The following is a 22,646-nucleotide window of genomic DNA, read 5'->3' as shown; positions in this document are numbered from 1 at the left end:
CATGCAGGCAGAGAAGTTTCATGACCTCCCGCTTGAAGACGTGTTAGGTGACCGCTTTGCACGTTATAGTAAATATATTATTCAAGACCGCGCGCTTCCAGATGCGCGTGACGGTTTAAAACCGGTACAAAGACGTATTTTATATTCTATGTATGTAGAAGGAAACGTACATGATAAAGCGTTTCGTAAATCAGCTAAAACAGTAGGTAATGTTATCGGTAATTATCATCCACATGGTGATTCCTCTGTATATGAGGCGATGGTCCGTTTAAGTCAAACTTGGAAAGTACGTAATGTTTTAGTTGAAATGCATGGTAATAATGGTAGTGTTGATGGCGATCCAGCAGCGGCAATGCGTTATACAGAAGCACGTTTATCACCAATTGCATCTGAGTTATTACGTGATCTTGATAAAGAAACAGTAGAATTTGTGTCAAACTTCGATGATACGAGTGAAGAACCAGTTGTATTACCGGCAATGTTCCCAAACTTATTAGTGAACGGATCGACAGGGATTTCAGCTGGTTATGCAACAGAAATTCCTCCGCATCACCTTGGAGAAGTAATTGATGCGACGATGATGCGAATTGATAATCCGAATAGTACTGTTGATGATTTATTAACAGTTATTAAAGGACCAGATTTCCCAACAGGCGGTATTATTCAAGGGATTGATGGTATTAAAAAAGCGTACGAAACAGGTAAAGGTAAAATTATTATTCGCGGAAAAGCAGAAGTTGAAACGGTTCGTGGTGGAAAGCAACAAATCGTTATTACAGAAATTCCGTACGAAGTAAATAAAGCGAACCTTGTTAAAAAAATGGATGAATTACGTCTAGATAAAAAGCTAGATGGAATTGCTGAAGTGCGTGATGAGACGGACCGTACAGGTCTTCGCATCGTTGTAGAATTAAAAAAAGAAGTAAATGCTGAAGGTATTTTAAATTATTTATATAAGAATACAGATTTGCAAATTCCATATAATTTTAATATGGTAGCGATAAATCATCGTCGTCCAACACTTATGACATTACCTAAAATTTTGGATGCATATATTGGACATCAAAAAGAAGTTGTTACGAGACGTTCACAATATGAATTACGAAAAGCAGAAAACCGTCAACATATTGTAGAAGGTTTAAAGAAAGCATTATCAATTTTAGATGAAGTGATTGAAACGATCCGTGGGTCTAAAGATAAGCGTAATGCGAAAGATAATTTAAGTGCGAAATTTGGATTTACAGAGGCGCAGTCAGAGGCAATTGTTTCACTGCAATTATATCGTTTAACGAATACAGATATTACAGCGCTAGAGCAAGAAGCAGCGGAACTTAGTAAGAAAATTATAGAGTTACAGGCGATTCTACAAAGTGAAAAAAGACTTCTTCAAGTTATTAAAACAGATTTGAAGAGAGTAAAGAAAACATATAGTGATGATCGCCGTGCGATAATTGAAGAGGAAATTGAAGAAATTAAAATTGATGTGGAAGTTATGATTCCGCAAGAAGATGTCATCGTTACTGTAACGAAAGAAGGATATGTGAAACGAACTGGTTGGCGTTCGCATAATGCATCGAACGGAAAAGACTTCGGTATGAAAGAGGGTGACATCTTACTTGAGCGTTTCGATACAAACACGACAGAAACCGTTCTTTTATTTACGAACAAAGGAAATTATATTTATCTTCCTGTATATGAAATGCCAGAAATTCGTTGGAAAGATTTAGGTCAACACGTTGCGAATCTTGTTTCACTCGAGCGAGATGAAGCGTTAATTTGGGCAACAGTCGTACCGAATTTTGAAGAGGAAAAACGATTTATCGTATTTGTTACACGAAACGGTATGATTAAGAAAACAGAATTAAACCAATATAAAGTGCAGCGTTATTCACGGGCGTTCGTTGCTGTAAACTTGAAAAAAGATGATGAAGTTGTTGATATATTTGCGACAGATGGGACAAGTGATATTGTTCTTGCAACACATGGCGCATATGCACTTGTATTCAATGAAGAAGAAGTAAGTCCAGTTGGTGTAAGAGCAGCCGGTGTGAAAGCAATTAACTTAAAAGAAGATGACTATGTTGCTTCTGGTAAACCGTTAAATGGTGAAAAAGATCAACTTATTCTCGTTACGCAGCGCGGTGCTGTGAAACGTATAAAGGCATCGGAAATTGAGAAATCAACGAGGGCGAAGCGCGGCCTTGTAATTTTTAAAGAGTTAAAACGTAATCCGTACCGTATTGTCGGTATTGAAATTGTTCGAGATGATGAATTAGTTTACATGAAGACAGAGAAACACATTGTAGAAGAAATTGATCCGAAAGCGTTTCGAAATAAAGACCGGTATAGTAATGGTAGTTTAGTACTAGATGTTAATGATACTGGTGAAGTAATTGAAACGTGGACGAAGAAAAGAACGTAATAAAGGAAGCATCTTGCTATGAATAATGGCAAGATGCTTTTTTCTAAGCAAATCATTATGTATATAAAAATAATCTTGTTATAATAATGAAATGAAATCGTTCTCATAAAGTGAAACTTTAATCAGTGGGGGGGGTCTTCATTCCCCACTGATTATTAGTTGAACCAATCGGGCTTTTACGAGCAGTTGATCCCTCACCTAACTTCTTTGTATTCGTTGAATTTTGAGGTAGGGATCTTACTGCCCGCAAGTAGCGGGACAAATGGAGGGGCAACATGAAAAAAATAGGTGTAGGGATTGTAGGATTTGGATTTTCTAGTACAACATTTCACATCCCGTTATTACAAACGATAGAAGAATACGATATCCGTGCTATTTTATCATCAAAAGAAGAAGTAGTGAAACAAGCATTACCAAATGCTGAAGTTGTTGGTACAATTGATGAATTAGTAAACCGAGCTGATATTGACTTAGTGGTCATTACTTCACCGAATACAACTCATTTTCCATATGTAAAAGAAGCGATTGTACACGGTAAGCATGTTGTTGTGGAGAAACCATTCGTTGTTTCAATTGAAGAGGGAGAAGAACTTATTTCATTAGCGAAGCAACATAATGTCGTTTTAAGTGTGTATCACAACCGTCGTTTTGATAATGATTTCTTAACGATAAAGAAACTATTACAAGAAAATAGAATAGGGAATGTATACGCATATGAAGCGCATTTCGATCGTTTCCGTCCACATGTACGTGATCGCTGGAGAGAAAAGAATTTACCAGGTTCAGGAATTTTATATGATTTAGGATCGCATTTAATGGATCAAGCGTTATCATTATTCGGGAAACCAGATGCGATAAATGCAGATGTAATAAAACAACGACCAGGTGCAGAAATTGATGATTATTTCCATGTCGTACTTCACTACGGAGTAAAACGTGTCATTTTACATAGTAGCAGTTATGTGAAACAAGCTGGACCACATTTTACACTGCATGGCGATAAGGGTTCTATCGTGAAGTATGGTATGGATTCACAGGAAGAACAATTAAAAACTGGAATGAAGCCAGGGGATAATGGTTATGGAGCAGACTCTGAAGAGAATTTTGCTACTTTAGAAACAGAAGAAGAGTTAGTACGTATTCCGACAGAAGTCGGCTGTTATGACATGTATTATAAAGGTGTAAGAGATAGTATTGTAAATGGTGAGAAACCACCTGTAACAGCAGAAGAAGGCTTGGAAGTTATTAGACTTATTCAATTGGCAATTGAAAGCAGTGAAACTGGTAGAGTCATTTCTATAAAATAAAAAAGACACGATTCTGTGTCTTTTTTTATTTTTGCGGAACAGAAAGTCCGTAAAAGAACATTGTAACTATATCTTGTATATGTTTTTCTCGATCTCCTTCAAGAAGCTGTGCCCCGAAATCATCACCTAATTTAGTGAACATTTGAATGTACAGTAACATCATTTCTTTTGAAAGATGAGGATTAATTTCATTTTTGCGCTGTGCTTGTTCTAATATTTCTAAATACCAAGGCAGGATTTTTTCATTTTGATAACTATAAATAAATTCTCGGAGCTCTTCGTCTTTTTGCATCATTTGTAGTAACATATCAGGCTGAAATAACCCGCCCGTATTCATTTTTCTTACAATCATTTTTTGCATCATATCATGAAAAGGTAACTTTTCTTCTGCAAGTTCTTTATAATATTGAAATTCAGATATTATAAATTCTTGTATAAGTTCCCTAAATAACGCATCTTTACTTCTAAAATGATTATAAATTGTAACTTGAGAAACGTTTGCTTTTTTTGCAATATGTTCTATTTTTACTTCATTAAATCCGCGTTCTGAAAATAATACGAAGGCTGCCTCTTTAATGGCACGCTTTTTCTTTTCTTTCACTTTTTCAAAGCCGTTCAATATAATCACCTCATTTAAAATATACAAGAAAAAATAATTGAAAACAATTTTTTTGAAATATGGACATATAAATATTTCAAAAAGTTGTTGCGAATATGAAAGATGAGGAGTACAATAATTTTGAAATATCACATGTTAAATATTTCAAAAAATGAGGTGGACTTATGATTTCAGTTCAAAATGTTACAAAACAGTTTTCAAATGGAAAAGGTTTGTTTCATATTACATTTGAAGTGAAAGAAGGGGAAGTTTTTGGCTACTTAGGACCAAATGGTGCCGGGAAATCAACAACGATTCGTAATTTAATGGGATTTATAAAACCGACGGCTGGTAAAGCGACAATTTTCGGATTAGATTGTTGGGAAGATGCTGCGAAAATTCAAAGAGAAGTTGGTTATTTACCAGGAGAAATTTCTTTTATTGAAGGAATGAACGGATTAGATTTTTTAAAGTTGATGCAAGGAATGCGTGGGTTAAAAGATATAAAAAGACGAGATGAATTAATAGAACGTTTGCAATTCGATGTGAAAACACCAATTCGAAAAATGTCTAAAGGAATGAAACAAAAAGTAGGTATAGTTGCGGCATTTATGCATGATCCAGAAGTACTAATTTTAGATGAACCGACATCAGGACTCGATCCACTTATGCAGCAACTATTTATAGATTTAATATTAGAAGAAAAGCAAAGAGGGAAAACGATTCTTATGTCGTCGCATATTTTCACTGAAATTGAGAGAACTTGTGACAGAGTGGCTATTATTAAAGATGGTTGCCTTGTAACAGTTGAAAACATTCATGATTTACAAGGCATGAGAAGACAGGTGATAGATGTAACTGTATCATCTCAAGAAGAAATCGAGTCTCTTAAACAATGTGATTTGCAATTTGAAGGAGTGAAAGGTAGAGAGGCATCAATTATTGTGCAAGGAAACTATCAAACTGTTTTACAAACACTTTCAAACTATAATGTAACGGCACTTCAAACGAGAGCGACGGATTTAGAACATTTATTTATGCATTATTACGAGAAGAAAGAAGGGGTAAAGCATGAATAAACAACTATTTTTAGCTAGTTTGAAAGAAACTCAAAAAAGTATATTGAGCTATGCTACTGGTGCAGCGCTTTATTTATGGTTATTAATTTGGATATTCCCATCGATGGTTTCAGCGAAAGGGTTAAATGAATTAATAAGTGCCATGCCTGATAGTGTAAAAAAAATTGTTGGAATGGAAAGTCCAATTCAAAATGTAATGGATTTTTTAGCTGGGGAGTATTATAGCCTATTGTTTATTATCATTTTAACAATTTTTTGTGTCACGGTTGCAACACATTTAATTGCTCGTCATGTAGATAAAGGGGCGATGGCATATTTATTAGCAACACCTGTATCAAGGGTGAAAATTGCAATTACACAAGCTGCCGTTCTCATATTAGGACTACTAATTATTGTAATTGTTACTTATGTAGCTGGTATATTAGGTGCAGAATGGTTTTTAAAAGATAATAATTTAAATAAAGAATTATTTTTGAAGATAAATGTAGTCGGAGGGCTAATATTTTTAGTAGTTAGTGCCTATTCATTTTTCTTTTCCTGTATATGTAATGATGAAAGGAAGGCACTTAGCTACTCAGCAAGTTTAACAATCTTATTTTTCGTATTAGATATGGTAGGGAAATTAAGTGATAAGTTAGAGTGGATGAGAAATATATCCTTGTTTACATTGTTTCGTCCGAAAGAAATTGCTGAAGGAACATATAATATATGGCCAGTAAGTTTAGGTTTAACTGCTGGAGCGCTCTGTATCTTCATAGTAGCAATTGTAGTGTTTAGGAAGAGGGATTTACCGTTGTAAAGTAGAAAGTCCACTTAATTAGTGGGCTTTTTTCGTTTGTAAATTCGAAGGGATATCTTTTAGAGAAACATTTAAGTAGATAGTCAAAATGGAATGTTTACATTTTTTCTTATAGAAATATTCAAAAAGAAGGGAACCTTTTTCTAGGATACTCCGTCTAATATGTGTAAAGTTTAATTAATAGAGAGGCTGAAACGGGAGGGTCAATTTAATAATATACATTATTTATTAACGACAATCCACAGTCTATTTATTAGAAAACATAATTAACACTATTAAATTAGTGTATATGTAACGGTAAAAAAATGATGTTAAAAAACTATACAGAATTTTTATGAATATTACTGTAAAAAAATAATTTTTTTTAAAATTTTTAATAATAACACTTTACAAATTTTAAAAAATTAGTAGAATAGGAAGTAGTAAGAATCGTCTGATAAATATATAAAGAAAAACAGAATTATCAGAAAATTCTTAAATAGATATCGTTTAGAATTAGGGAGGGTACAGAAAATGAAAAAGAAAAAAATGAAAAAACTAACAGCAGTTGTAGTACCGGTTTTAGCAATGAGCATGGCATTAACAGCATGTTCTACATCAGGTGGAGATAAGAAGACAAGCACAAATTCTAGCTCTAGTGGAGATAGTAAGTCAGGAGAAAAGCTAGCAGCGAAACAAGTATTAAATCGTACAGAAACAAATGAGATTCCAACAATGGATACTTCTAAAAATACAGATACATTAGGTTCTCAAATTTTAGGGAACACGATGGAAGGTTTATATCGATTAGATAAAGATAACAAGCCAATCCCAGCTGCAGCAGAATCAAGCACGAAGAGTGAGGATGGTAAAAAATATACATTTAAACTACGTAAAGATGCAAAATGGTCAAATGGAGATCCAGTAACAGCAAAAGACTTCGTATTTGCATGGCAACGTCTATTAGATCCAAAAACAACTGCTGAGTATGCGTTTATCGCATTTCCAATTAAAAATGCAGAAGCAGTTAACCAAGGGAAAGCAGAAGTATCTACATTAGGTGTAAAAGCAGTAGATGACCTTACGCTTGAAGTTGAATTAGAACAAGCAGTACCATACTTCTTAAATCTAGTTGCATTCCCATCGTACTACCCATTAAATGAAAAATTCGTAAAAGAAAAAGGCGATAAATACGGTTTAGAATCTGATACAACAGTTTATAACGGACCATTCGTTCTTACTGATTGGAAACATGAACAAGGCTGGAAACTAAAGAAAAATGATCAATATTGGGATAAAAAGACTGTAAAATTAGATGAAATTAATTACAGTGTAGTAAAAGAAGTAGCTACAAAGGTAAACCTATATGATACAGGTGCAATTGATTCTGCACTTTTATCAGGAGAATTTGTTGATAAGTATAGAAATAATAAAGATGAGTTTGGAACATACTCACAAGTAAGTACGTACTTCTTGCGTATGAACCAACAACGTGGTGGACAAGATACACCGTTAAAGAGCAAAAAATTACGTGAAGCAATTGCGTTATCAATTGATAAAAAGAATTTAGCAACTGTTATTTTAAATGATGGATCTAAACCTGCGGACTTCTTAGTACCGAAAGGATTAGCAACTGGACCAGACGGTAAGGACTTCCAAGAAACATTTAAAAATGGTATCAAGCCAGATGCGAAAAAAGCAGCTGCTGCATGGGATGAAGCGAAAAAAGAACTTGGTAAAGACCAAGTTACAATTGAACTATTAAACTATGATACAGGTAATGCGAAAAAAGTTGGGGAATATGTTAAAGATCAAATTGAGAAAAATTTAAAAGGTGTAACAGTTACCATTAAACTTCAACCATTCAAACAAAAACTGAAGTTAGAAACAGAGCAAGATTATGATTTATCATATGCTGGTTGGGGACCTGACTACGCAGATCCAATGACATTCTTAGATATGTTCCAGTCTAAGCATTCTCATAACCAAATGAGCTTCTCTGATCCGAAATATGATGAAATGATTAAGAAAGCTGGCGGAGAATTAATGGGTGATGCGAAGAAACGTTGGGAAGAGTTAGGAAAAGCAGAAAAACTACTTATTGAGCAAGATGTAGCGCTTGTACCTCTATACCAACGTGGTGATGCTTACGTTCAAAAATCGAATGTAAAAGACGTTGTTCACCATAACATCAGTCCAGAGTATAGCTTCAAATGGACTTATATTACTGAAAAAGATGGAAAGTAATAGAATTTAAAAAAACATTCCAAAAGTAGTTATTCTACTTTTGGAATGTTTTTTTATTGAGCTTAAAATACTAATTTGTAGTGCAAGGAAATAGGGAAGCATAAGGGGGATAGTATGTACATACGGTAGATGGGGGATAAATCATACTAAATTACGAAGGTAAAAATCAGAATATTTAAAATAAAACTATTTACAAATGCGTAAAAAAGAGTAGAATAATATTAGTTATAATTTTCTGAAAAGTCAATCGTTAGCAAGGGGTCTCTCAAGGGTTGGTATTGTACATATAATTGGGGAGGATACAAAAATGAAGAGAAAAAAGATGAAAAAGTTAACAGCAGTTGTAGTACCAGTTTTAGCGATGAGTGTTGCATTGACAGCATGCTCTGGATCAGGTGGAGAAAAGAAAACGACTACTACATCTAATAGTGGGGAAGAAAAAAAATCTGATATTAAATATGCAGCGAAGCAAGTATTAAATCGTACGGAAAACCAAGAAATTCCGACGATGGACACTTCTAAATCTACTGATACATTAGGGGCACAAATTTTAGGGAACACAATGGAAGGATTATATCGTCTTGATAAAGATAATAAGCCTATTCCTGCTGCCGCAGAATCAAGTACGAAAAGCGAAGATGGTAAAAAATATACATTTAAACTACGTAAAGATGCGAAATGGTCAAATGGAGATCCTGTAACAGCGAAAGATTTCGTGTTTGGATGGCAACGCTTACTTGATAAAAACACAGCTGCAGAATATGCGTTTATTGCTTATTATATAAAAAATGCCGAGGCAATTAATAAAGGTGAAAAACCTGCAACGGAATTAGGTGCAAAAGCGGTAGATGATTATACACTTGAAGTAGAATTAGAAAAACCAGTACCATATTTCTTAAATTTATTAGCATTCCCGTCATACTATCCATTAAATGAAAAGTTTGTAAAAGAAAAAGGAGATAAGTTTGGTTTAGAAGCAGATACAACGGTGTATAACGGACCATTCGTTATGTCTTCATGGAAACATGAACAAGGATGGCAGTTGAAGAAAAATGATAAATATTGGGATAATAAGACTGTGAAATTAGAAGAAATTAATTATAGTGTAGTAAAAGAAGTTGCTACGAAAGTAAATTTATATGATACAGGATCAATTGATTTCACACTACTATCAGGAGAGTTTGTAGATAAATATAAATCGAATAAAGATGAGTACGGTGAGTATGCAGAATCAAGTACATTCTTCTTGCGTTTAAATCAAAAGCGTAACGGACAGGATACACCATTAAAGAGCAAAAAACTGCGTGAAGCAATTGCGTTATCAGTTGATAAAAAGGGCTTAGCAAACGTTATTTTAAATAATGGATCAAAAGCAACAGATCAATTGGTTCCAAAAGGGCTTGCGACAGGGCCGGACGGTAAAGATTACCAAGATACGTTTAAAAATGGTCTGAAACAAGATACGAAAAAAGCAGCAGCTGCATGGGAAGAAGCGAAAAAGGAACTTGGAAAAGATCAAGTTACAATTGAATTACTAAGCTATGATGATGGAACTGCGAAAAAGATTGCTGATTATGTTAAAGATCAAATTGAGAAAAATTTAAAAGGTGTAACGATTAATACGAAAATTCAGCCGTTCAAACAAAAATTAAAATTAGAGTCAGCGCAAGATTATGAAATCTCTTATGCAGGCTGGAGCCCAGATTATGCGGATCCAATGACATTTATTGATATGTTTGACTCGAAGAGCCCGTATAACCAAATGAGTTATTCGAATCCAAAATACGATGAAATGGTGCAAAAAGCAGGTAATGAATTATTATCTGATCCGAAGAAGCGCTGGGAAACGTTAGGAAAAGCAGAGAAATTATTCCTTGAAGAAGATGCAGGATTAGTTCCTTTATATCAAACAGGAAGATCATATGTAATGAAACCGAATGTAAAAGGAATTGTGAAACACAACATCAGTCCAGAATATAGCTTTAAGTGGGCGTATGTAACTGAGGGTGGCGGAAAGAAATAACATGAAAGCATTTCAAAAGTGGCTAATATGCTTTTGAAATGCTTTTTTTAGTATAAGGAGAATAAGGCTTATTGAATTCTTGAGAAGCGTTGAGGACACTTTTTAAATTTTACTGTAGGATATTCGAAAAGAATTCAACGGTGGAAAGATAAATATAGTAAAAGATTTCATATGGATAAGGAAAAGATAGAAATTAGCAATAGAGAAGAATAAGGAGAGGTATGTTTACATATAGTAGGTGGGGGATAATTTATATAGTAGTAATAGTAAAATAGCAAGTTACTATCATAAAAAAATAAACATTTAGAAAATTCACAAAAATACTTTACAAAACTCAAAAAAATAGTAGAATATTAATTAATAAGAATTTTCTGATAATGAAAGTTAATAGAAAATCTCTAAATGTTAATATCGTACATATAATTGGGGAGGGTACCAAAAAATGAAGAGAAAAAAGATGACAAAATTAACAGCGGTTGTAGCACCAGTTCTAGCAATGAGTATGGCATTAACAGCTTGCTCGGGATCAGGGGATAAAGATAAGGCAAGCACAACGCCGAAAAGTGGTGAAAAAGAAGGCGGAAAATTAGCTGCAAAGCAAGTAATGAATCGTACAGAAACGAATGAAATTCCGACGATGGATACTTCGAAAAATACAGATACGTTAGGTTCTCAAATTTTAGGAAACACGATGGAAGGGTTATATCGTCTAGATAAAGATAATAAGCCAATTCCAGCTGCGGCAGAATCTAGTACGACAAGCGAGGATGGAAAAAAATATACATTCAAATTACGGAAAGATGCAAAATGGTCAAACGGTGATCCTGTAACAGCGAAAGATTTCGTATTTGCATGGCAACGTCTAGTAGATCCAAAAACAGCTGCTGAGTATGCATTTATTGCATATTATCTTAAAAATGCAGAGGCAATAAATCAAGGGAAAGCAGAAGTTTCTACATTAGGTGTAAAAGCGGTAGATGATTATACACTTGAAGTTGAACTAGAAAGACCAGTACCGTATTTCTTGAATTTAATGGCATTCGCGTCTTACTATCCATTAAATGAAAAATTCGTAAAAGAAAAAGGAGATAAATACGGTTTAGAGTCTGATACGACAGTTTATAATGGACCGTTTGTGCTTACCGATTGGAAACATGAGCAAGGATGGAAATTAAAGAAAAATGATCAGTATTGGGATAAAAAGACAGTGAAGCTGGATGAAATTAATTATAGTGTAGTAAAAGAAGGGGCTACTAGAGTAAATTTATATGATACAGGTGCAATTGATTTCGCACTTTTATCAGGTGAATTTGTTGATAAGTATAGAAACAATAAAGAGGAGTTTGGAGCATATTCAGAAACAAGTACGTTTTACTTACGTTTAAATCAAAAACGAGGTGGGCAAGATACACCGCTAAAGAGCAAAAAATTACGTGAAGCAATTGCATTATCGGTTGATAAGAAGGGTTTAACTAATGTAATTTTAAATGATGGTTCAAAACCAGTTGATTACTTAGTACCAAAAGGTTTAGCAAGTGGTCCAGACGGTAAAGATTTTGCAGAAACATTTAAGAATGGTTTAAACCAAGACTCGAAAAAGGCAGCAGCAGCTTGGGAAGAAGCGAAAAAAGAACTTGGAAAAGATCAAGTGACAATAGAGCTATTAAATTATGATACTGGTAATGCGAAAAAAGTTGGGGAGTATGTAAAAGATCAAATTGAAAAGAATTTAAAAGGTGTAACAGTAAATATTAAACTTCAGCCATTTAAGCAAAAACTAAAATTAGAATCAGAACAAGATTATGATTTCTCATATGGCGGCTGGAATCCAGATTATGCGGATCCGATGACGTACCTTGATATGTTTGAAACAAAGAATTCTCAGAACCAAATGAGCTACTCAAATTCAAAATATGATGACATTATTAATAAAAGTAAGACGGAATGGATGGCTGATGCAAAAAAACGTTGGACAGAGTTAGGGAAAGCAGAAAAATTGTTACTTGAAGAAGATGTAGCGCTCGTACCTTTATATCAAAGTGGTAGATCATATGTTATGAAACCAAATGTAAAGGGAATTGTGAAACATAATATTAGTCCGGAATATAGTTTCAAATGGGCGTATGTAGAAGAGAAATAATAAAAGAAAAAAGCATTTTCAAGTTGCGGTATTATAGCACTTGAAAATGCTTTTTTTCTGTGCACTATTTTTTTATGGATGAATATATGTATTATAGAAAACTCAAAGGAGAATCTCATGAAAAGAAACACATACATCGATTTTCTAGCTTATTACGGAATAGGGAGTGCTCATCCTGGTGGTTTTACATTAACAAAACAATTATTAGCACAATTGCCACTTAGACATAGAGCGAATGTCCTTGAGATAGGTTGCGGCACGGGGAAAACGGCGGCTTATATGGCAAAAGAATTTAGCTATCAAGTAACGGCGGTTGAAAAGAATGAAATTATGATTCAAAAAGCGAAAGATAGATGGTCGTATGAAGGGTTAAATATTCAATTGATTCAAGGGAATGTAGAACAATTACCTTGTTTACATGATTCATTTGAACTAGTGCTTGGGGAATCTATACTAGCTTTTACAAATAAAGAAAAGGTTATTTCGGAATGTTATCGTGTATTACAAAAGGATGGAAAGCTTGTTGTCATTGAAATGATTACCGAAAAACATATTGAGAAGAAAGAGGAAGAAAAGATTGGACAGTTATACGGTATGAAAGAAGTATTAACTGAGAATGAGTGGGTTCATTTATTTAAAGCAGCAAATTTTAAAAGAATTACAATTGCGGGTGGCGGAACTATTGCAGAAACAGTTGCAGGACATATGGAAGAGCCAGAGTGGAATGTATCACCGTTTATTCCAGAAGAATTGTATGAAGCGTGGGTGCAACACGAACAAGTACTGCTTATGTATCAACATATTTTAGGACATCGCATTTTTATATGTGAAAAATAGAGAAAAAGAGTTGGCTAAAGATAGTCAACTCTTTACTATGTTAGATGAAAAATAATGCAGCCAAAGTAATTCCAAAAATAAAGCCAAATCCAAGTTCAAGGCCCCAGCCGCCACCAAAGCCACAACCGCCGCAACCACGACGGCCACATCCGCAGCCACCGAATCCACCACTGAATCCACCATCGAATCCACCACCACATCCAAATCCACAGTTATCACATCTGCTAATACCACCGCAAATATCACATCCGCCGTTTGAATATGCGTTAGAGTATCCGAACCCTGTATCAAAGGATGAGCGCTGCTGCATTGGTTCAATCCAAACAGAATCATTTGTTACATCGATTATTTTGCCTAAGTGAACGCGACCATCACGATCTTCAATTCGAACAACTTTACCGAAATAACGTTGGCATGTATCATAACATCTTTTTCTATGCATGTTCTTTCCTCCTTCCGTATTACCGTAATACGATATGTAAGCAGGACAAGTGCGGCTTGTACGAATGACCTATCTATCATAATTGTTATACGAAAGGGGAAATATGGATGGACACTAGGAAGTGCGATATTTCTTATGAAAAAGGGTAATGACACTTAAAAACTATTTGTGTTAATTATAGTAACTGTATTATTTAGTGTGTGAAGATAATAAATTCGTTTAAAGTGATCATGTACAAAAAATAATATGAAAAATCCCGATTGGTTAGATCTACTAATCAGCTGGAGATGAAGAAAATTTTTTGGCGATGGAAAATTCACTTTATTCTATAGGATTTCTTTTCTTAATCCACTGATTCGAGGGAGGGAAGGATACATTTCCTAGGATGACAGCATCTTTTGCACCTGTAGCATTTGGAACGTTACTTGCGTTACCATGGTAGGTTTCATTTGCCAGAAGAGCGAATGCTACAGCTTCTTTAGCCTCCGAGGAGTATCCTAACTCTTCTTGGGTGTAAATTTGAATTGATTCCCCAAGTAGTGATTGAATCATGTTGAGTAAAGTTTTATTATAGCTGCCACCACCTCCAATAATGACTTCGTCGATTTTAACTTGTGGAAAGATAAATTTGCAATAGTTCTCTACAATGGATTTTGCTGTAAACATTGTTATAGTCGCTACTATATCGTGGCTTGAAAGCGAATTAAACTTATTTAATAGTATTTCAACATACTGCTTCCCAAATAATTCTCTACCTGTTGTTTTTGGGGGAGGGCTCATAATATAAGGATGGTTTATACAGTATGATAAGAGCTGTTCATTTATTTTTCCTTGTTTCGCTAAATTACCACCTTCATCGTATTCTACGCTAAACAATTGGCGACATACCTCATCGATAATCATATTCCCAGGACCTGTATCAAAGGCATACAGATCATTTAGTGAAGCTTGCTTAGGCAAAACAGTTACATTCCCAATACCTCCTATATTTTGTAACAATCTGCCCTTTGTTTCACTTCGATAAAGAATATATTCGGTATAAGGTACCAGAGGAGCGCCTTGTCCACCTGCTGCCATGTCCATAGTACGAAAGTTAGATATTACGGTTGTATTGGTTTCATAAGCAATTACCGAGGGTTCACCAATCTGTAGCGTTGAGGGTACCCAGTTTTGTTCTTGTAAAGGCTGATGGTAAAGAGTTTGTCCATGGGATCCTATAAGGTCCAACTGTTCTAAAGATAGTTTAGCTTTCTTGCAAACTTCCTTTGTAGCATCTGCAAATAATTTTCCGAGCTTAAAATTTAAACTACAAATTAGTTGCACGTTAGATGTATCTACAGACAAAGACTGTATAATTTCTCCTTCAACATCTTTTGGGAAAGGATATGTTAGAAACTCAATCATTTCTATTTCCGTCCTTACGCCGCTATTATTCACACGTACAAGCGCAGCATCAATACCATCTAATGATGTTCCAGACATTAACCCAACAATGTACATTATCATTACACCTACTTTACATAGATTTTTAAGTTCCTTGTTAATTTACTTTTACTCAATAGCATGAATTTCTTTCTGATCCGTATAGTTTATATTTTTGTAAGCGTTAACAATTATGTATTATACTCGCTAATATTCTAGTTGTATATACAGTTTTGAAATTTCATTTTAATTTTACGGAAAATAATTGAAATTTATTTTTAGTGGTGTTATAGTCGTATCAAAGAAAGCGATTAGATTACGAATGGTAGAGGGATGGTGTATATGATAGAACATTTAACAACGGAATGTCGCAATGAAAAGACTATGTTTTTAGATGAAATGAAAACGCTTAATTTACTGGAGGTGATGAATGAAGAAGACATAAAAGTTGCTTACTGTGTTCAAAAGGAACTTCCTCAAATTGCAAAGGCTGTAGAGATGATTGTTGCAGCAATGAAACAAGGAGGTAGATTAATCTATATAGGTGCTGGAACAAGTGGACGGATTGGATTGTTGGATGCTGTAGAATGTCCACCAACGTTTAACACTGATTCTAGTAAAGTAATAGGCCTAATCGCAGGTGGAGAAGGTGCATTTATTAAGGCGGTTGAAGGGGCAGAAGATAGTTTTACATTAAGCCTTAAAGATCTAAAGGAAATTCAATTAACTAGTAAGGATGTTGTAGTAGGTATTGCTGCAAGTGGGCGTACTCCTTATGTTATTGCAGGTTTAAATTATGCAAATCAACTTGGGGCAGGTACAGTTTCAATAAGTTGTAATAAAGAGTCAGAGATTGGAAAAATTGCCACAGTTGCTATTGAAGTTGTAAACGGACCAGAGGTACTGACGGGATCTACTCGCTTAAAAGCCGGAACGGCTCAAAAATTAGTATGTAACATGCTCTCGACAGCTTCTATGGTTGGAATTGGAAAAGTTTATGGGAACTTAATGGTAGATTTACAGTTAACAAATGAAAAGCTAGTTGAACGTGCAAAACGTATTATTATGGATGCCACTGAATGCAGTTACAAAGTGGCAGAAGAATACTTAGTAAAGGCAAATAATCAGCCTAAAATTGCTATTGTCATGATTTTGACAAATGTTTCTTATGAAGAAGCGGTAGAACGCTTAAAAGCAGCAGAAGGATTTATAAGAAAAGCGATTTAAAGTTTATTAAATAAAAAAGAAGTAGTAGGGGGAATAAAGATGAAGGTATTATTCGTATGTTCTGGTGGAATGTCAAGTGCAATTATTGTAAACGCTTTAAAAAAGGAAGGTGGAAAACAAGGGATAGATTTAGAGGTATTGGCAGTTGGTACTCAAGAATTTGATTTAGAAGTACGTAATGGTTGGGATGTTGCAATGGTAGCCCCACAAGTCAAACATCGCTTTGATAGTTTTAAAAACTCTGCAGATGAAGCAGGAGTACCATGTCAAGTAATCCCAGCTCAAGCGTATAGTCCTCTGGGTGGACCCACTCTATTAAAGTTAGTAAATGAACTAGTAAAGTAATAATCTAACAAATAGGTTTAACCATTAAATGGCTAAAGGGGAAAATGCAAATGAATAAGTTTATTGATTTTTTAGAAAATAATCTTTCAACACCCATGGCTAAATTGTCTGAGCAAAAACATTTACGTGCAATACGTGACGGGGTAGTTTCCGCTCTACCATTCATCATCTTCGGGAGCTTATTTCTTATTATTGCGTTCCCACCTGTAGCAGCAGATTCCGCAATAGGTGAATGGGCAGCAAAACATGTCGCAGATATTTTAATACCCTATCGATTAACGATGTTTATTATGACCTTATATATTACTTTTGGAATAGGTTATAGTTTGTCTCAAAGTTATAAGTTAGATCCTCTATCAGGAGGATTACTATCGGTAGCTGCCTTCTTGTTTACAATAGGTGTAAAAATGATAGAGGGTGTAGGTTTTGTGTTGCCAATGTCAAATCTTGGCGGACATGGACTCTTTGTAGGGATGATTGTTTCCATATTTGCGGTTGAAACTTTACGTCTATGTAAGAACAAAAATATTACAATAAAAATGCCAGAGTCTGTTCCAGCTTCTGTAGCCCGTTCGTTTGAAGCGTTAATACCAGTTACAATCGTATTGGTTATCATGACATTAATTACAGTAGTCTTAGGTATTGATTTACATTCTCTTGTTGATAAAGCTGTTGCACCACTTATTAAAGCAGGAGATACATTACCGGGCGTATTAATTCCTGTCTTTTTAATAACATTCTTCTGGGCATTCGGTATTCATGGGGTATCAGTTGTAGGTGCTGTTGCTCGTCCAGTTTGGGAAGTTTACTTAGCTAATAATTCAGCAGCAGTTGCAGCTGGGGAGGCAATTCCGCACATAGCTCCTGAAACATTCTTCCAATGGTTTATTTGGATTGGTGGTTCTGGTGCAACATTAGGATTAGTAATTGCTATGTTATTAACAGCAAAATCTAGTTATAGTAAGACGATGGCGAGAGCGACAATTGTTCCAAGCATATTTAACATCAATGAACCTGTTATTTTTGGGATGCCAATTGTACTAAATCCAATCTTAATTATTCCGTTTGTTATAACACCATTAATTGGTGCGACACTTGCGTACATCGCGACGTCAATAGGATTAGTTAATCCAACGTATGTAATGGTTCCATGGACATTGCCAGCCCCAATAGGTGCCTATCTTTCAACAGGCGGTGATTGGAGAGCAATTATTCTTGTATTAGTCAATCTTGCAATCTCAGTTACTATTTATCTACCATTCTTTAAAATGTATGATAAAAAGCTTTTAGAACAAGAAAATACATCAGAAACAACAGAAGACACGAACGTGGCCTTATAAAAATATCTGAAAGGAGTTTGGGACTAATTGCTTCAAGCTCCTTTTAATATGAAAAGAGAAGGGGGATAAAAATGAATTCAACATCCAAAATTCACTTTTTTAGTTACAAAAGTGCATTTTTACTTTTTAGTTTTATTCTTGTTTTTAATCTTATCTTTAATCCTTTAATGAATGTAGGTGGGATAGATAAACAATTGTCATTGTACCTAGGTAATACCTTTGCCTTCAGTGCAGGATTAACTGTTGTTATTACTTTGGTTGAAGGTAAGTTTAAAAACAAGAAACAAGCGTTAATTTTGTTCTTGTCTTTAATAGTAGTGAGTGCACTAATTTGTTACCCTATTGTCTATGCGTAAATGAAAAGAAAAAGTTCGTTATCTAAAATGAGGTGTTAGTGAAATGGAAAAGCAAAAAGGAATAAAAATTGCTACAATTGGTGGCGGATCCAGTTACACGCCAGAATTAATTGAAGGTTTCATTAAACGTTACGATGAGCTACCAGTTAGAGAAATTTGGTTAGTGGATATTGAGGAAGGAAGAGAAAAACTTGAAATTGTAGGGGCCTTAGCACGAAGAATGGTTGAAAAAGCAGGAGTTCCAATGGAAATTCATTTAACATTAGACCGTCGTCAAGCTTTACAGAGTGCTGATTTTGTGACAACGCAAATGAGAGTCGGTTTACTAGATGCTCGAGTTAAAGACGAACGTATTCCTTTACAACTGGGATTAATTGGACAAGAAACAAATGGTGCAGGTGGGCTATTTAAAGCATTACGAACAATCCCAGTGCTTCTAGAAATCGCAGAAGAAATGCAAGAACTTTGCCCAAATGCATGGTTAATTAATTTTACAAATCCTGCTGGAATGGTAACGGAGGCTCTTCTTCGTTACAGCAAGCATAAAAAGGTTATTGGTGTATGTAATGTGCCATTTAATATGCATATGTCTATTTCAAAAATGTTAGGTGTGGAGATGGGGAGAGTACATATTGATTTTGCTGGATTAAACCACATGGTGTTTGGGACACACGTGTACGTTGATGATCAGGAAGTGACAGAGAAAGTGCTTGATATGCTAGGAAATCCAGAAATCCAAATGACAATGAAGAATATTGCACCTCTTCCTTGGAATCCAAGATTTTTGAAGTCATTAGGTGTAGTACCATGCCCATATCATCGTTATTATTACAAAACAAAAAATATTTTAGAAGAAGAATTAGAAGCATTTAAATCAGGGCAAACCCGTGCTGAAATTGTCAAAAAACTAGAGGAAGATCTATTTGATTTATACAAAGATGAAAAACTTGACATTAAACCTCCTCAATTAGAAAAACGAGGTGGTGCGTATTATAGTGACGCAGCGTGTAATGTTATTTCTTCTATTTATAATGATAAAAAAGACATTCAAGTATTAAATGTCCAGAACAAAGGATCCATTACCGAAATCGATTATGATTCAGCTGTCGAAGTCAGTTGTATTGTAACAAAAAATGGACCAGTTCCTATAACAATGGGGAAATTACCAGTTCAAGTTCAAGGGTTAATTCAACAAATCAAATCATTTGAAAGAGTAGGCGCTGAGGCAGCTGTAACAGGTTCTTATGATAAGGCTTTATTAGCCTTATCAATTAACCCGCTTATTCCAAGCGATGATTTAGCAGAAGCTGTATTACAGAAACTATTAAAAGCGCATAAAGAGTATTTACCACTATTTTTTAGATGATTAGAATACTAATAAATTTAATATTAAGGACTAATTGAAATCTGATATTCTCTGAAATATCGATTCTTTTAGAGAATGCCGTGTCTATAATTTATTACAATTAGGAGTGTTATGATATGTCAACAGAAATCAATAATAATGAAATGGAAATTTTTGAAATTATTTCTCACGGTGGAAATGCAAGAGGACTAGCTTATGAAGCATTAACAGCCGCAGAAGAATTTAACTTCGAAAGAGCGGAAGAACTTATCAACCAAGCTGGGGAAGAACTTAGCTTGGCTCATAGAACACAAACAAAGTTAATTCAAGCGGAATTGAATGGAGTTCAAAGTGAAAAAACATTGTTAATGATCCATGCTCAAGATCACTTAATGACAGCGATAAGTGAACAAAAGCTGATTGAACATATGATTCGCATTATAAAAAAACTAGCACCACAGCAATAATGAAGGATGTAGAAAGGTAAAGGTGGTTTAAAGATGAGAAAATTAGGTATTTCTATTTACCCGGAACATTCAACTATAGAAAAGGATAAAGAGTATATTGTACTGGCGCAAAAATATGGGTTCAAAAAAATCTTTACTTGCCTACTTTCGGTAGAAGGTGATAAAGAAAAAATTATTAAGGAATTTAAAGAAATAATTGAATTTGCAAATCAATTAGGCATGGAAGTAATGGTCGATATTTCTCCTCGAGTATTTGGGGATTTAGATATATCCTATGCTGATTTATCATTCTTTTCTGATTTAGGAGCGTATGGAATTCGTCTGGATATGGGGTTTACAGGGAATGAAGAGTCTATCATGACATATAATCCCTATAATTTAAAAATCGAAATTAATATGAGTAATGCAACGAATTATTTAGATAATATTATTGCTTATAAGCCTAATAAAGAGAACTTAGTAGGTTCACATAACTTCTATCCTCATCGTTATGCAGGATTAAGTTATGATCATTTTCTAAAGTGTTGTGAAAAATTTAAACTTCATAATATTCGAACGTCCGCATTCATCAGTTCGCACGCAGCAACTTATGGGCCTTGGCCAGTAACGGAAGGTTTATGTACACTTGAAATGCATCGTGAATTACCAATAGTAACGCAAGCGAAACACTTATTTGCAACAGAAGTAATTGATGATGTGATTATTGCTAACGCATATGCATCAGAGGTTGAATTAGAAGCGCTCGGTAAATTAAACCGTGAGCTATGTACGTTTAATATAGAACTATATGATACGATTACAGAGTTAGAAAAAAAGATTGTGCTAGAAGAACCTCACTTCTATCGTGGAGACGTTTCAGAATATCTTATTCGCTCGACTCAATCACGTGTAAAATATAAACGAGAAGAATTTGAACCAACATATACCCCTGATATTAGAAGGGGAGATATTTTAATTGAAAATAAGCTATACGGACAATATAAAGGTGAACTGCAAATTGCATTGAAAGAAATGCAGAATTCAGGTAAAACAAATGTAGTTGGCAGGATAGTTGAGGAAGAAATTTTTCTCCTTGATTACCTAAATCCTTGGGAGAAATTCCAATTTTTAATTAAGTGATTTTATCGAAAAAAATCTCAAACCAAGGGGAAAGGAAGGAACAGAACGCTCCTTCCTTTTTTTGTTTATCCCACTATTCGAGGATAGGAATAATTTTACCTCAAAATTTGGTGGAAGCGAAGATGTTAGGTAGGAGGTAAACTACCTATAAAAGCTCGTTTGGTTAGGTGGAATAATCAATAGGGGATGAAGAAAACACCCACTGATTGAAGTTTTACTTTATGAATGAGGAGGAATCTATATGAATTATATTATCGGAGTAGACGGTGGTGGCACTAAAACTGAAGCAGTGGCTTATGATTTAACTGGTGAAAAAATAAGTGAAGGTAAAGCAGGATACGGAAACTTACTTTTAAATGAAGAGCAAGCTCTTATTAACATTATTGATGCTATTGCAAAATGCTTAGTTCCTTTGAAAAATGAAGAATGCCAGTATATATGCTTAGGGTTAGCGGGGTATGGAGGGGTTAAAAATACAAAAGGTATAAAAGATGCTCTTTCTGATGCGTTTAATATTCCATTTATGATTGTAAATGATGGAATTATTGCACATGCTGCTTTACTAAAGGGGAAAAATGGTATCTTAACAATTTCAGGGACAGGATCTGTTAGTATTGGAGTTCAAAATGATACTGAAAAATTGGCAGGTGGCTGGGGACATATTCTTGGTGATGAAGGAAGTGGCTATTGGATTGCTATGCAGGTTTTCATGAAAATGACGCAAGAAGAAGATGAGGGATTAAATTATAGTGACCTAACTAAGTTGATACTAACAAAACTTGGTTATCAGAGTGTGCTTGAGTTAAAAAAATTTATTTATTCCTCAACTAAGGCAGAGATTGCTTCTTTTGTTCCAATAATCGTTCAACAAGCAAAAGCAGGTGATGATTTTGCAAAGAATATTCTCAAACAAGCAGGCTGTCACCTTGCCAAGATTACGCTTGATGTTTGTGGAAAATTAAATTTTGACAACAATGTTACAATTGCTATTAAAGGAAGTGTGTTAACTAATATACAGATTGTACAAACTTCCTTTATTGAAAAAATTAAACAAGAAAAACCGGAAGTGCAATTTATTTTAGAAGATGTATCATCTACATTAGGCTGTTATTACTTAGCTCTGAAATATATGAGCTAATTAAAAGTTAAAGG

The 22,646-nt window shown here is 34.6% G+C and carries 19 protein-coding genes; 16 read left to right on the top strand and 3 right to left on the bottom strand.

Features of this window, described 5'->3' with window-relative positions; translation table 11 throughout:
• The first annotated feature begins 1 nt into the window (after window position 1).
• Both parC and EXW56_RS16925 read left to right on the top strand, forming a co-directional pair.
• The gene (gene parC / locus EXW56_RS16930; RefSeq protein ID WP_098988012.1) at window positions 2-2,422 is read left to right on the top strand and encodes a DNA topoisomerase IV subunit A; all 2,421 of its coding nucleotides are present in this window, start codon (window positions 2-4) and stop codon (window positions 2,420-2,422) included.
• 275 nt (window positions 2,423-2,697) lie between these two features.
• On the top strand, window positions 2,698-3,729 hold the full coding sequence (locus EXW56_RS16925; protein WP_002199696.1) for an oxidoreductase: 1,032 nt from the start codon (window positions 2,698-2,700) through the stop codon (window positions 3,727-3,729).
• A gap of 25 nt (window positions 3,730-3,754) precedes the next feature.
• Here the strand turns inward: EXW56_RS16925 and EXW56_RS16920 are convergent, their stop codons facing one another.
• Complete coding sequence (locus EXW56_RS16920; protein ID WP_215557319.1) at window positions 3,755-4,348, bottom strand: TetR/AcrR family transcriptional regulator; 594 nt, start codon at window positions 4,346-4,348, stop codon at window positions 3,755-3,757.
• A 164-nt stretch (window positions 4,349-4,512) separates the two neighbouring features.
• On the opposite strand from EXW56_RS16920, the gene EXW56_RS16915 reads away from it, so the two are divergent.
• From EXW56_RS16915 to EXW56_RS16890, 6 genes are all read left to right on the top strand, one after another.
• A complete protein-coding gene (locus EXW56_RS16915) occupies window positions 4,513-5,406 on the top strand; it encodes an ABC transporter ATP-binding protein (RefSeq protein ID WP_215557318.1) in 894 nt (297 codons plus the stop codon).
• Window positions 5,399-6,205 carry an ABC transporter permease subunit gene (locus EXW56_RS16910; RefSeq protein WP_215596804.1) on the top strand — a complete coding sequence of 269 codons (807 nt, stop codon included), beginning with the start codon at window positions 5,399-5,401 and terminating at the stop codon, window positions 6,203-6,205. Before EXW56_RS16915 ends, EXW56_RS16910 begins: the two co-directional genes overlap by 8 nt.
• Window positions 6,206-6,718: 513 nt before the next feature.
• Window positions 6,719-8,431, top strand: coding sequence for a peptide ABC transporter substrate-binding protein (locus tag EXW56_RS16905; RefSeq protein WP_002199700.1), 1,713 nt, complete (start codon window positions 6,719-6,721; stop codon window positions 8,429-8,431).
• A gap of 307 nt (window positions 8,432-8,738) precedes the next feature.
• Window positions 8,739-10,454: a peptide ABC transporter substrate-binding protein gene (locus EXW56_RS16900; protein ID WP_215596803.1), complete on the top strand. Its 1,716-nt coding sequence runs from the start codon at window positions 8,739-8,741 to the stop codon at window positions 10,452-10,454.
• A 442-nt stretch (window positions 10,455-10,896) separates the two neighbouring features.
• Window positions 10,897-12,594: a peptide ABC transporter substrate-binding protein gene (locus tag EXW56_RS16895; RefSeq protein ID WP_002199702.1), complete on the top strand. Its 1,698-nt coding sequence runs from the start codon at window positions 10,897-10,899 to the stop codon at window positions 12,592-12,594.
• Window positions 12,595-12,711: 117 nt separating this feature from the next.
• A complete protein-coding gene (locus tag EXW56_RS16890) occupies window positions 12,712-13,431 on the top strand; it encodes a class I SAM-dependent methyltransferase (RefSeq protein ID WP_002199703.1) in 720 nt (239 codons plus the stop codon).
• Window positions 13,432-13,471: 40 nt separating this feature from the next.
• Here the strand turns inward: EXW56_RS16890 and EXW56_RS16885 are convergent, their stop codons facing one another.
• On the bottom strand, window positions 13,472-13,873 hold the full coding sequence (locus EXW56_RS16885) for a hypothetical protein (protein WP_002199704.1): 402 nt from the start codon (window positions 13,871-13,873) through the stop codon (window positions 13,472-13,474).
• Between the two features lie 321 nt (window positions 13,874-14,194).
• Window positions 14,195-15,373, bottom strand: coding sequence for an anhydro-N-acetylmuramic acid kinase AnmK (gene anmK, locus EXW56_RS16880; protein WP_002199705.1), 1,179 nt, complete (start codon window positions 15,371-15,373; stop codon window positions 14,195-14,197).
• Window positions 15,374-15,637: 264 nt separating this feature from the next.
• Between anmK and murQ the strand changes: the two genes are divergently transcribed.
• The 8 genes from murQ to EXW56_RS16840 all read left to right on the top strand — a co-directional run bounded on the left by murQ (window position 15,638) and on the right by EXW56_RS16840 (window position 22,632).
• Window positions 15,638-16,522 carry an N-acetylmuramic acid 6-phosphate etherase gene (gene murQ, locus EXW56_RS16875; protein WP_002199706.1) on the top strand — a complete coding sequence of 295 codons (885 nt, stop codon included), beginning with the start codon at window positions 15,638-15,640 and terminating at the stop codon, window positions 16,520-16,522.
• 39 nt (window positions 16,523-16,561) lie between these two features.
• A complete protein-coding gene (locus tag EXW56_RS16870; protein ID WP_002111105.1) occupies window positions 16,562-16,867 on the top strand; it encodes a PTS sugar transporter subunit IIB in 306 nt (101 codons plus the stop codon).
• A 50-nt stretch (window positions 16,868-16,917) separates the two neighbouring features.
• Window positions 16,918-18,207, top strand: coding sequence for a PTS sugar transporter subunit IIC (locus EXW56_RS16865; RefSeq protein ID WP_033716697.1), 1,290 nt, complete (start codon window positions 16,918-16,920; stop codon window positions 18,205-18,207).
• 71 nt (window positions 18,208-18,278) lie between these two features.
• Window positions 18,279-18,563 carry a hypothetical protein gene (locus tag EXW56_RS16860; RefSeq protein WP_002111103.1) on the top strand — a complete coding sequence of 95 codons (285 nt, stop codon included), beginning with the start codon at window positions 18,279-18,281 and terminating at the stop codon, window positions 18,561-18,563.
• 43 nt (window positions 18,564-18,606) lie between these two features.
• Complete coding sequence (locus tag EXW56_RS16855; RefSeq protein WP_002111102.1) at window positions 18,607-19,929, top strand: 6-phospho-beta-glucosidase; 1,323 nt, start codon at window positions 18,607-18,609, stop codon at window positions 19,927-19,929.
• Window positions 19,930-20,045: 116 nt separating this feature from the next.
• The gene (locus EXW56_RS16850) at window positions 20,046-20,375 is read left to right on the top strand and encodes a PTS lactose/cellobiose transporter subunit IIA (RefSeq protein WP_000102498.1); all 330 of its coding nucleotides are present in this window, start codon (window positions 20,046-20,048) and stop codon (window positions 20,373-20,375) included.
• Between the two features lie 33 nt (window positions 20,376-20,408).
• Window positions 20,409-21,494 carry a DUF871 domain-containing protein gene (locus tag EXW56_RS16845; RefSeq protein ID WP_002111101.1) on the top strand — a complete coding sequence of 362 codons (1,086 nt, stop codon included), beginning with the start codon at window positions 20,409-20,411 and terminating at the stop codon, window positions 21,492-21,494.
• A 241-nt stretch (window positions 21,495-21,735) separates the two neighbouring features.
• Window positions 21,736-22,632, top strand: coding sequence for a BadF/BadG/BcrA/BcrD ATPase family protein (locus tag EXW56_RS16840; RefSeq protein WP_002199708.1), 897 nt, complete (start codon window positions 21,736-21,738; stop codon window positions 22,630-22,632).
• The last annotated feature ends 14 nt before the right edge of the window (window positions 22,633-22,646 follow it).

The sequence above is a fragment of the Bacillus mycoides genome (genome assembly GCF_018742245.1).
GTDB lineage: Bacteria > Bacillota > Bacilli > Bacillales > Bacillaceae_G > Bacillus_A > Bacillus_A cereus_U.
Note: the sequence above shows the minus strand (reverse complement) of the source record. Positions and strands in the feature narration are given on the sequence as shown.

Excerpts from the sequence above, each read along its gene's own strand:
- EXW56_RS16850 (WP_000102498.1), top strand. The coding sequence starts at position 20,046 with ATGTCAACAGAAATCAATAATAATGAAATGGAAATTTTTGAAATTATT.
- EXW56_RS16910 (WP_215596804.1), top strand. The coding sequence starts at position 5,399 with ATGAATAAACAACTATTTTTAGCTAGTTTGAAAGAAACTCAAAAAAGT.
- EXW56_RS16840 (WP_002199708.1), top strand. The coding sequence starts at position 21,736 with ATGAATTATATTATCGGAGTAGACGGTGGTGGCACTAAAACTGAAGCA.
- EXW56_RS16925 (WP_002199696.1), top strand. The coding sequence starts at position 2,698 with ATGAAAAAAATAGGTGTAGGGATTGTAGGATTTGGATTTTCTAGTACA.
- EXW56_RS16845 (WP_002111101.1), top strand. The coding sequence starts at position 20,409 with ATGAGAAAATTAGGTATTTCTATTTACCCGGAACATTCAACTATAGAA.
- EXW56_RS16915 (WP_215557318.1), top strand. The coding sequence starts at position 4,513 with ATGATTTCAGTTCAAAATGTTACAAAACAGTTTTCAAATGGAAAAGGT.
- murQ (WP_002199706.1), top strand. The coding sequence starts at position 15,638 with ATGATAGAACATTTAACAACGGAATGTCGCAATGAAAAGACTATGTTT.
- EXW56_RS16870 (WP_002111105.1), top strand. The coding sequence starts at position 16,562 with ATGAAGGTATTATTCGTATGTTCTGGTGGAATGTCAAGTGCAATTATT.
- parC (WP_098988012.1), top strand. The coding sequence starts at position 2 with ATGCAGGCAGAGAAGTTTCATGACCTCCCGCTTGAAGACGTGTTAGGT.
- EXW56_RS16900 (WP_215596803.1), top strand. The coding sequence starts at position 8,739 with ATGAAGAGAAAAAAGATGAAAAAGTTAACAGCAGTTGTAGTACCAGTT.
- EXW56_RS16885 (WP_002199704.1), bottom strand. The coding sequence starts at position 13,873 with ATGCATAGAAAAAGATGTTATGATACATGCCAACGTTATTTCGGTAAA.
- EXW56_RS16865 (WP_033716697.1), top strand. The coding sequence starts at position 16,918 with ATGAATAAGTTTATTGATTTTTTAGAAAATAATCTTTCAACACCCATG.
- EXW56_RS16890 (WP_002199703.1), top strand. The coding sequence starts at position 12,712 with ATGAAAAGAAACACATACATCGATTTTCTAGCTTATTACGGAATAGGG.
- EXW56_RS16860 (WP_002111103.1), top strand. The coding sequence starts at position 18,279 with ATGAATTCAACATCCAAAATTCACTTTTTTAGTTACAAAAGTGCATTT.
- anmK (WP_002199705.1), bottom strand. The coding sequence starts at position 15,373 with ATGTACATTGTTGGGTTAATGTCTGGAACATCATTAGATGGTATTGAT.
- EXW56_RS16905 (WP_002199700.1), top strand. The coding sequence starts at position 6,719 with ATGAAAAAGAAAAAAATGAAAAAACTAACAGCAGTTGTAGTACCGGTT.
- EXW56_RS16895 (WP_002199702.1), top strand. The coding sequence starts at position 10,897 with ATGAAGAGAAAAAAGATGACAAAATTAACAGCGGTTGTAGCACCAGTT.
- EXW56_RS16855 (WP_002111102.1), top strand. The coding sequence starts at position 18,607 with ATGGAAAAGCAAAAAGGAATAAAAATTGCTACAATTGGTGGCGGATCC.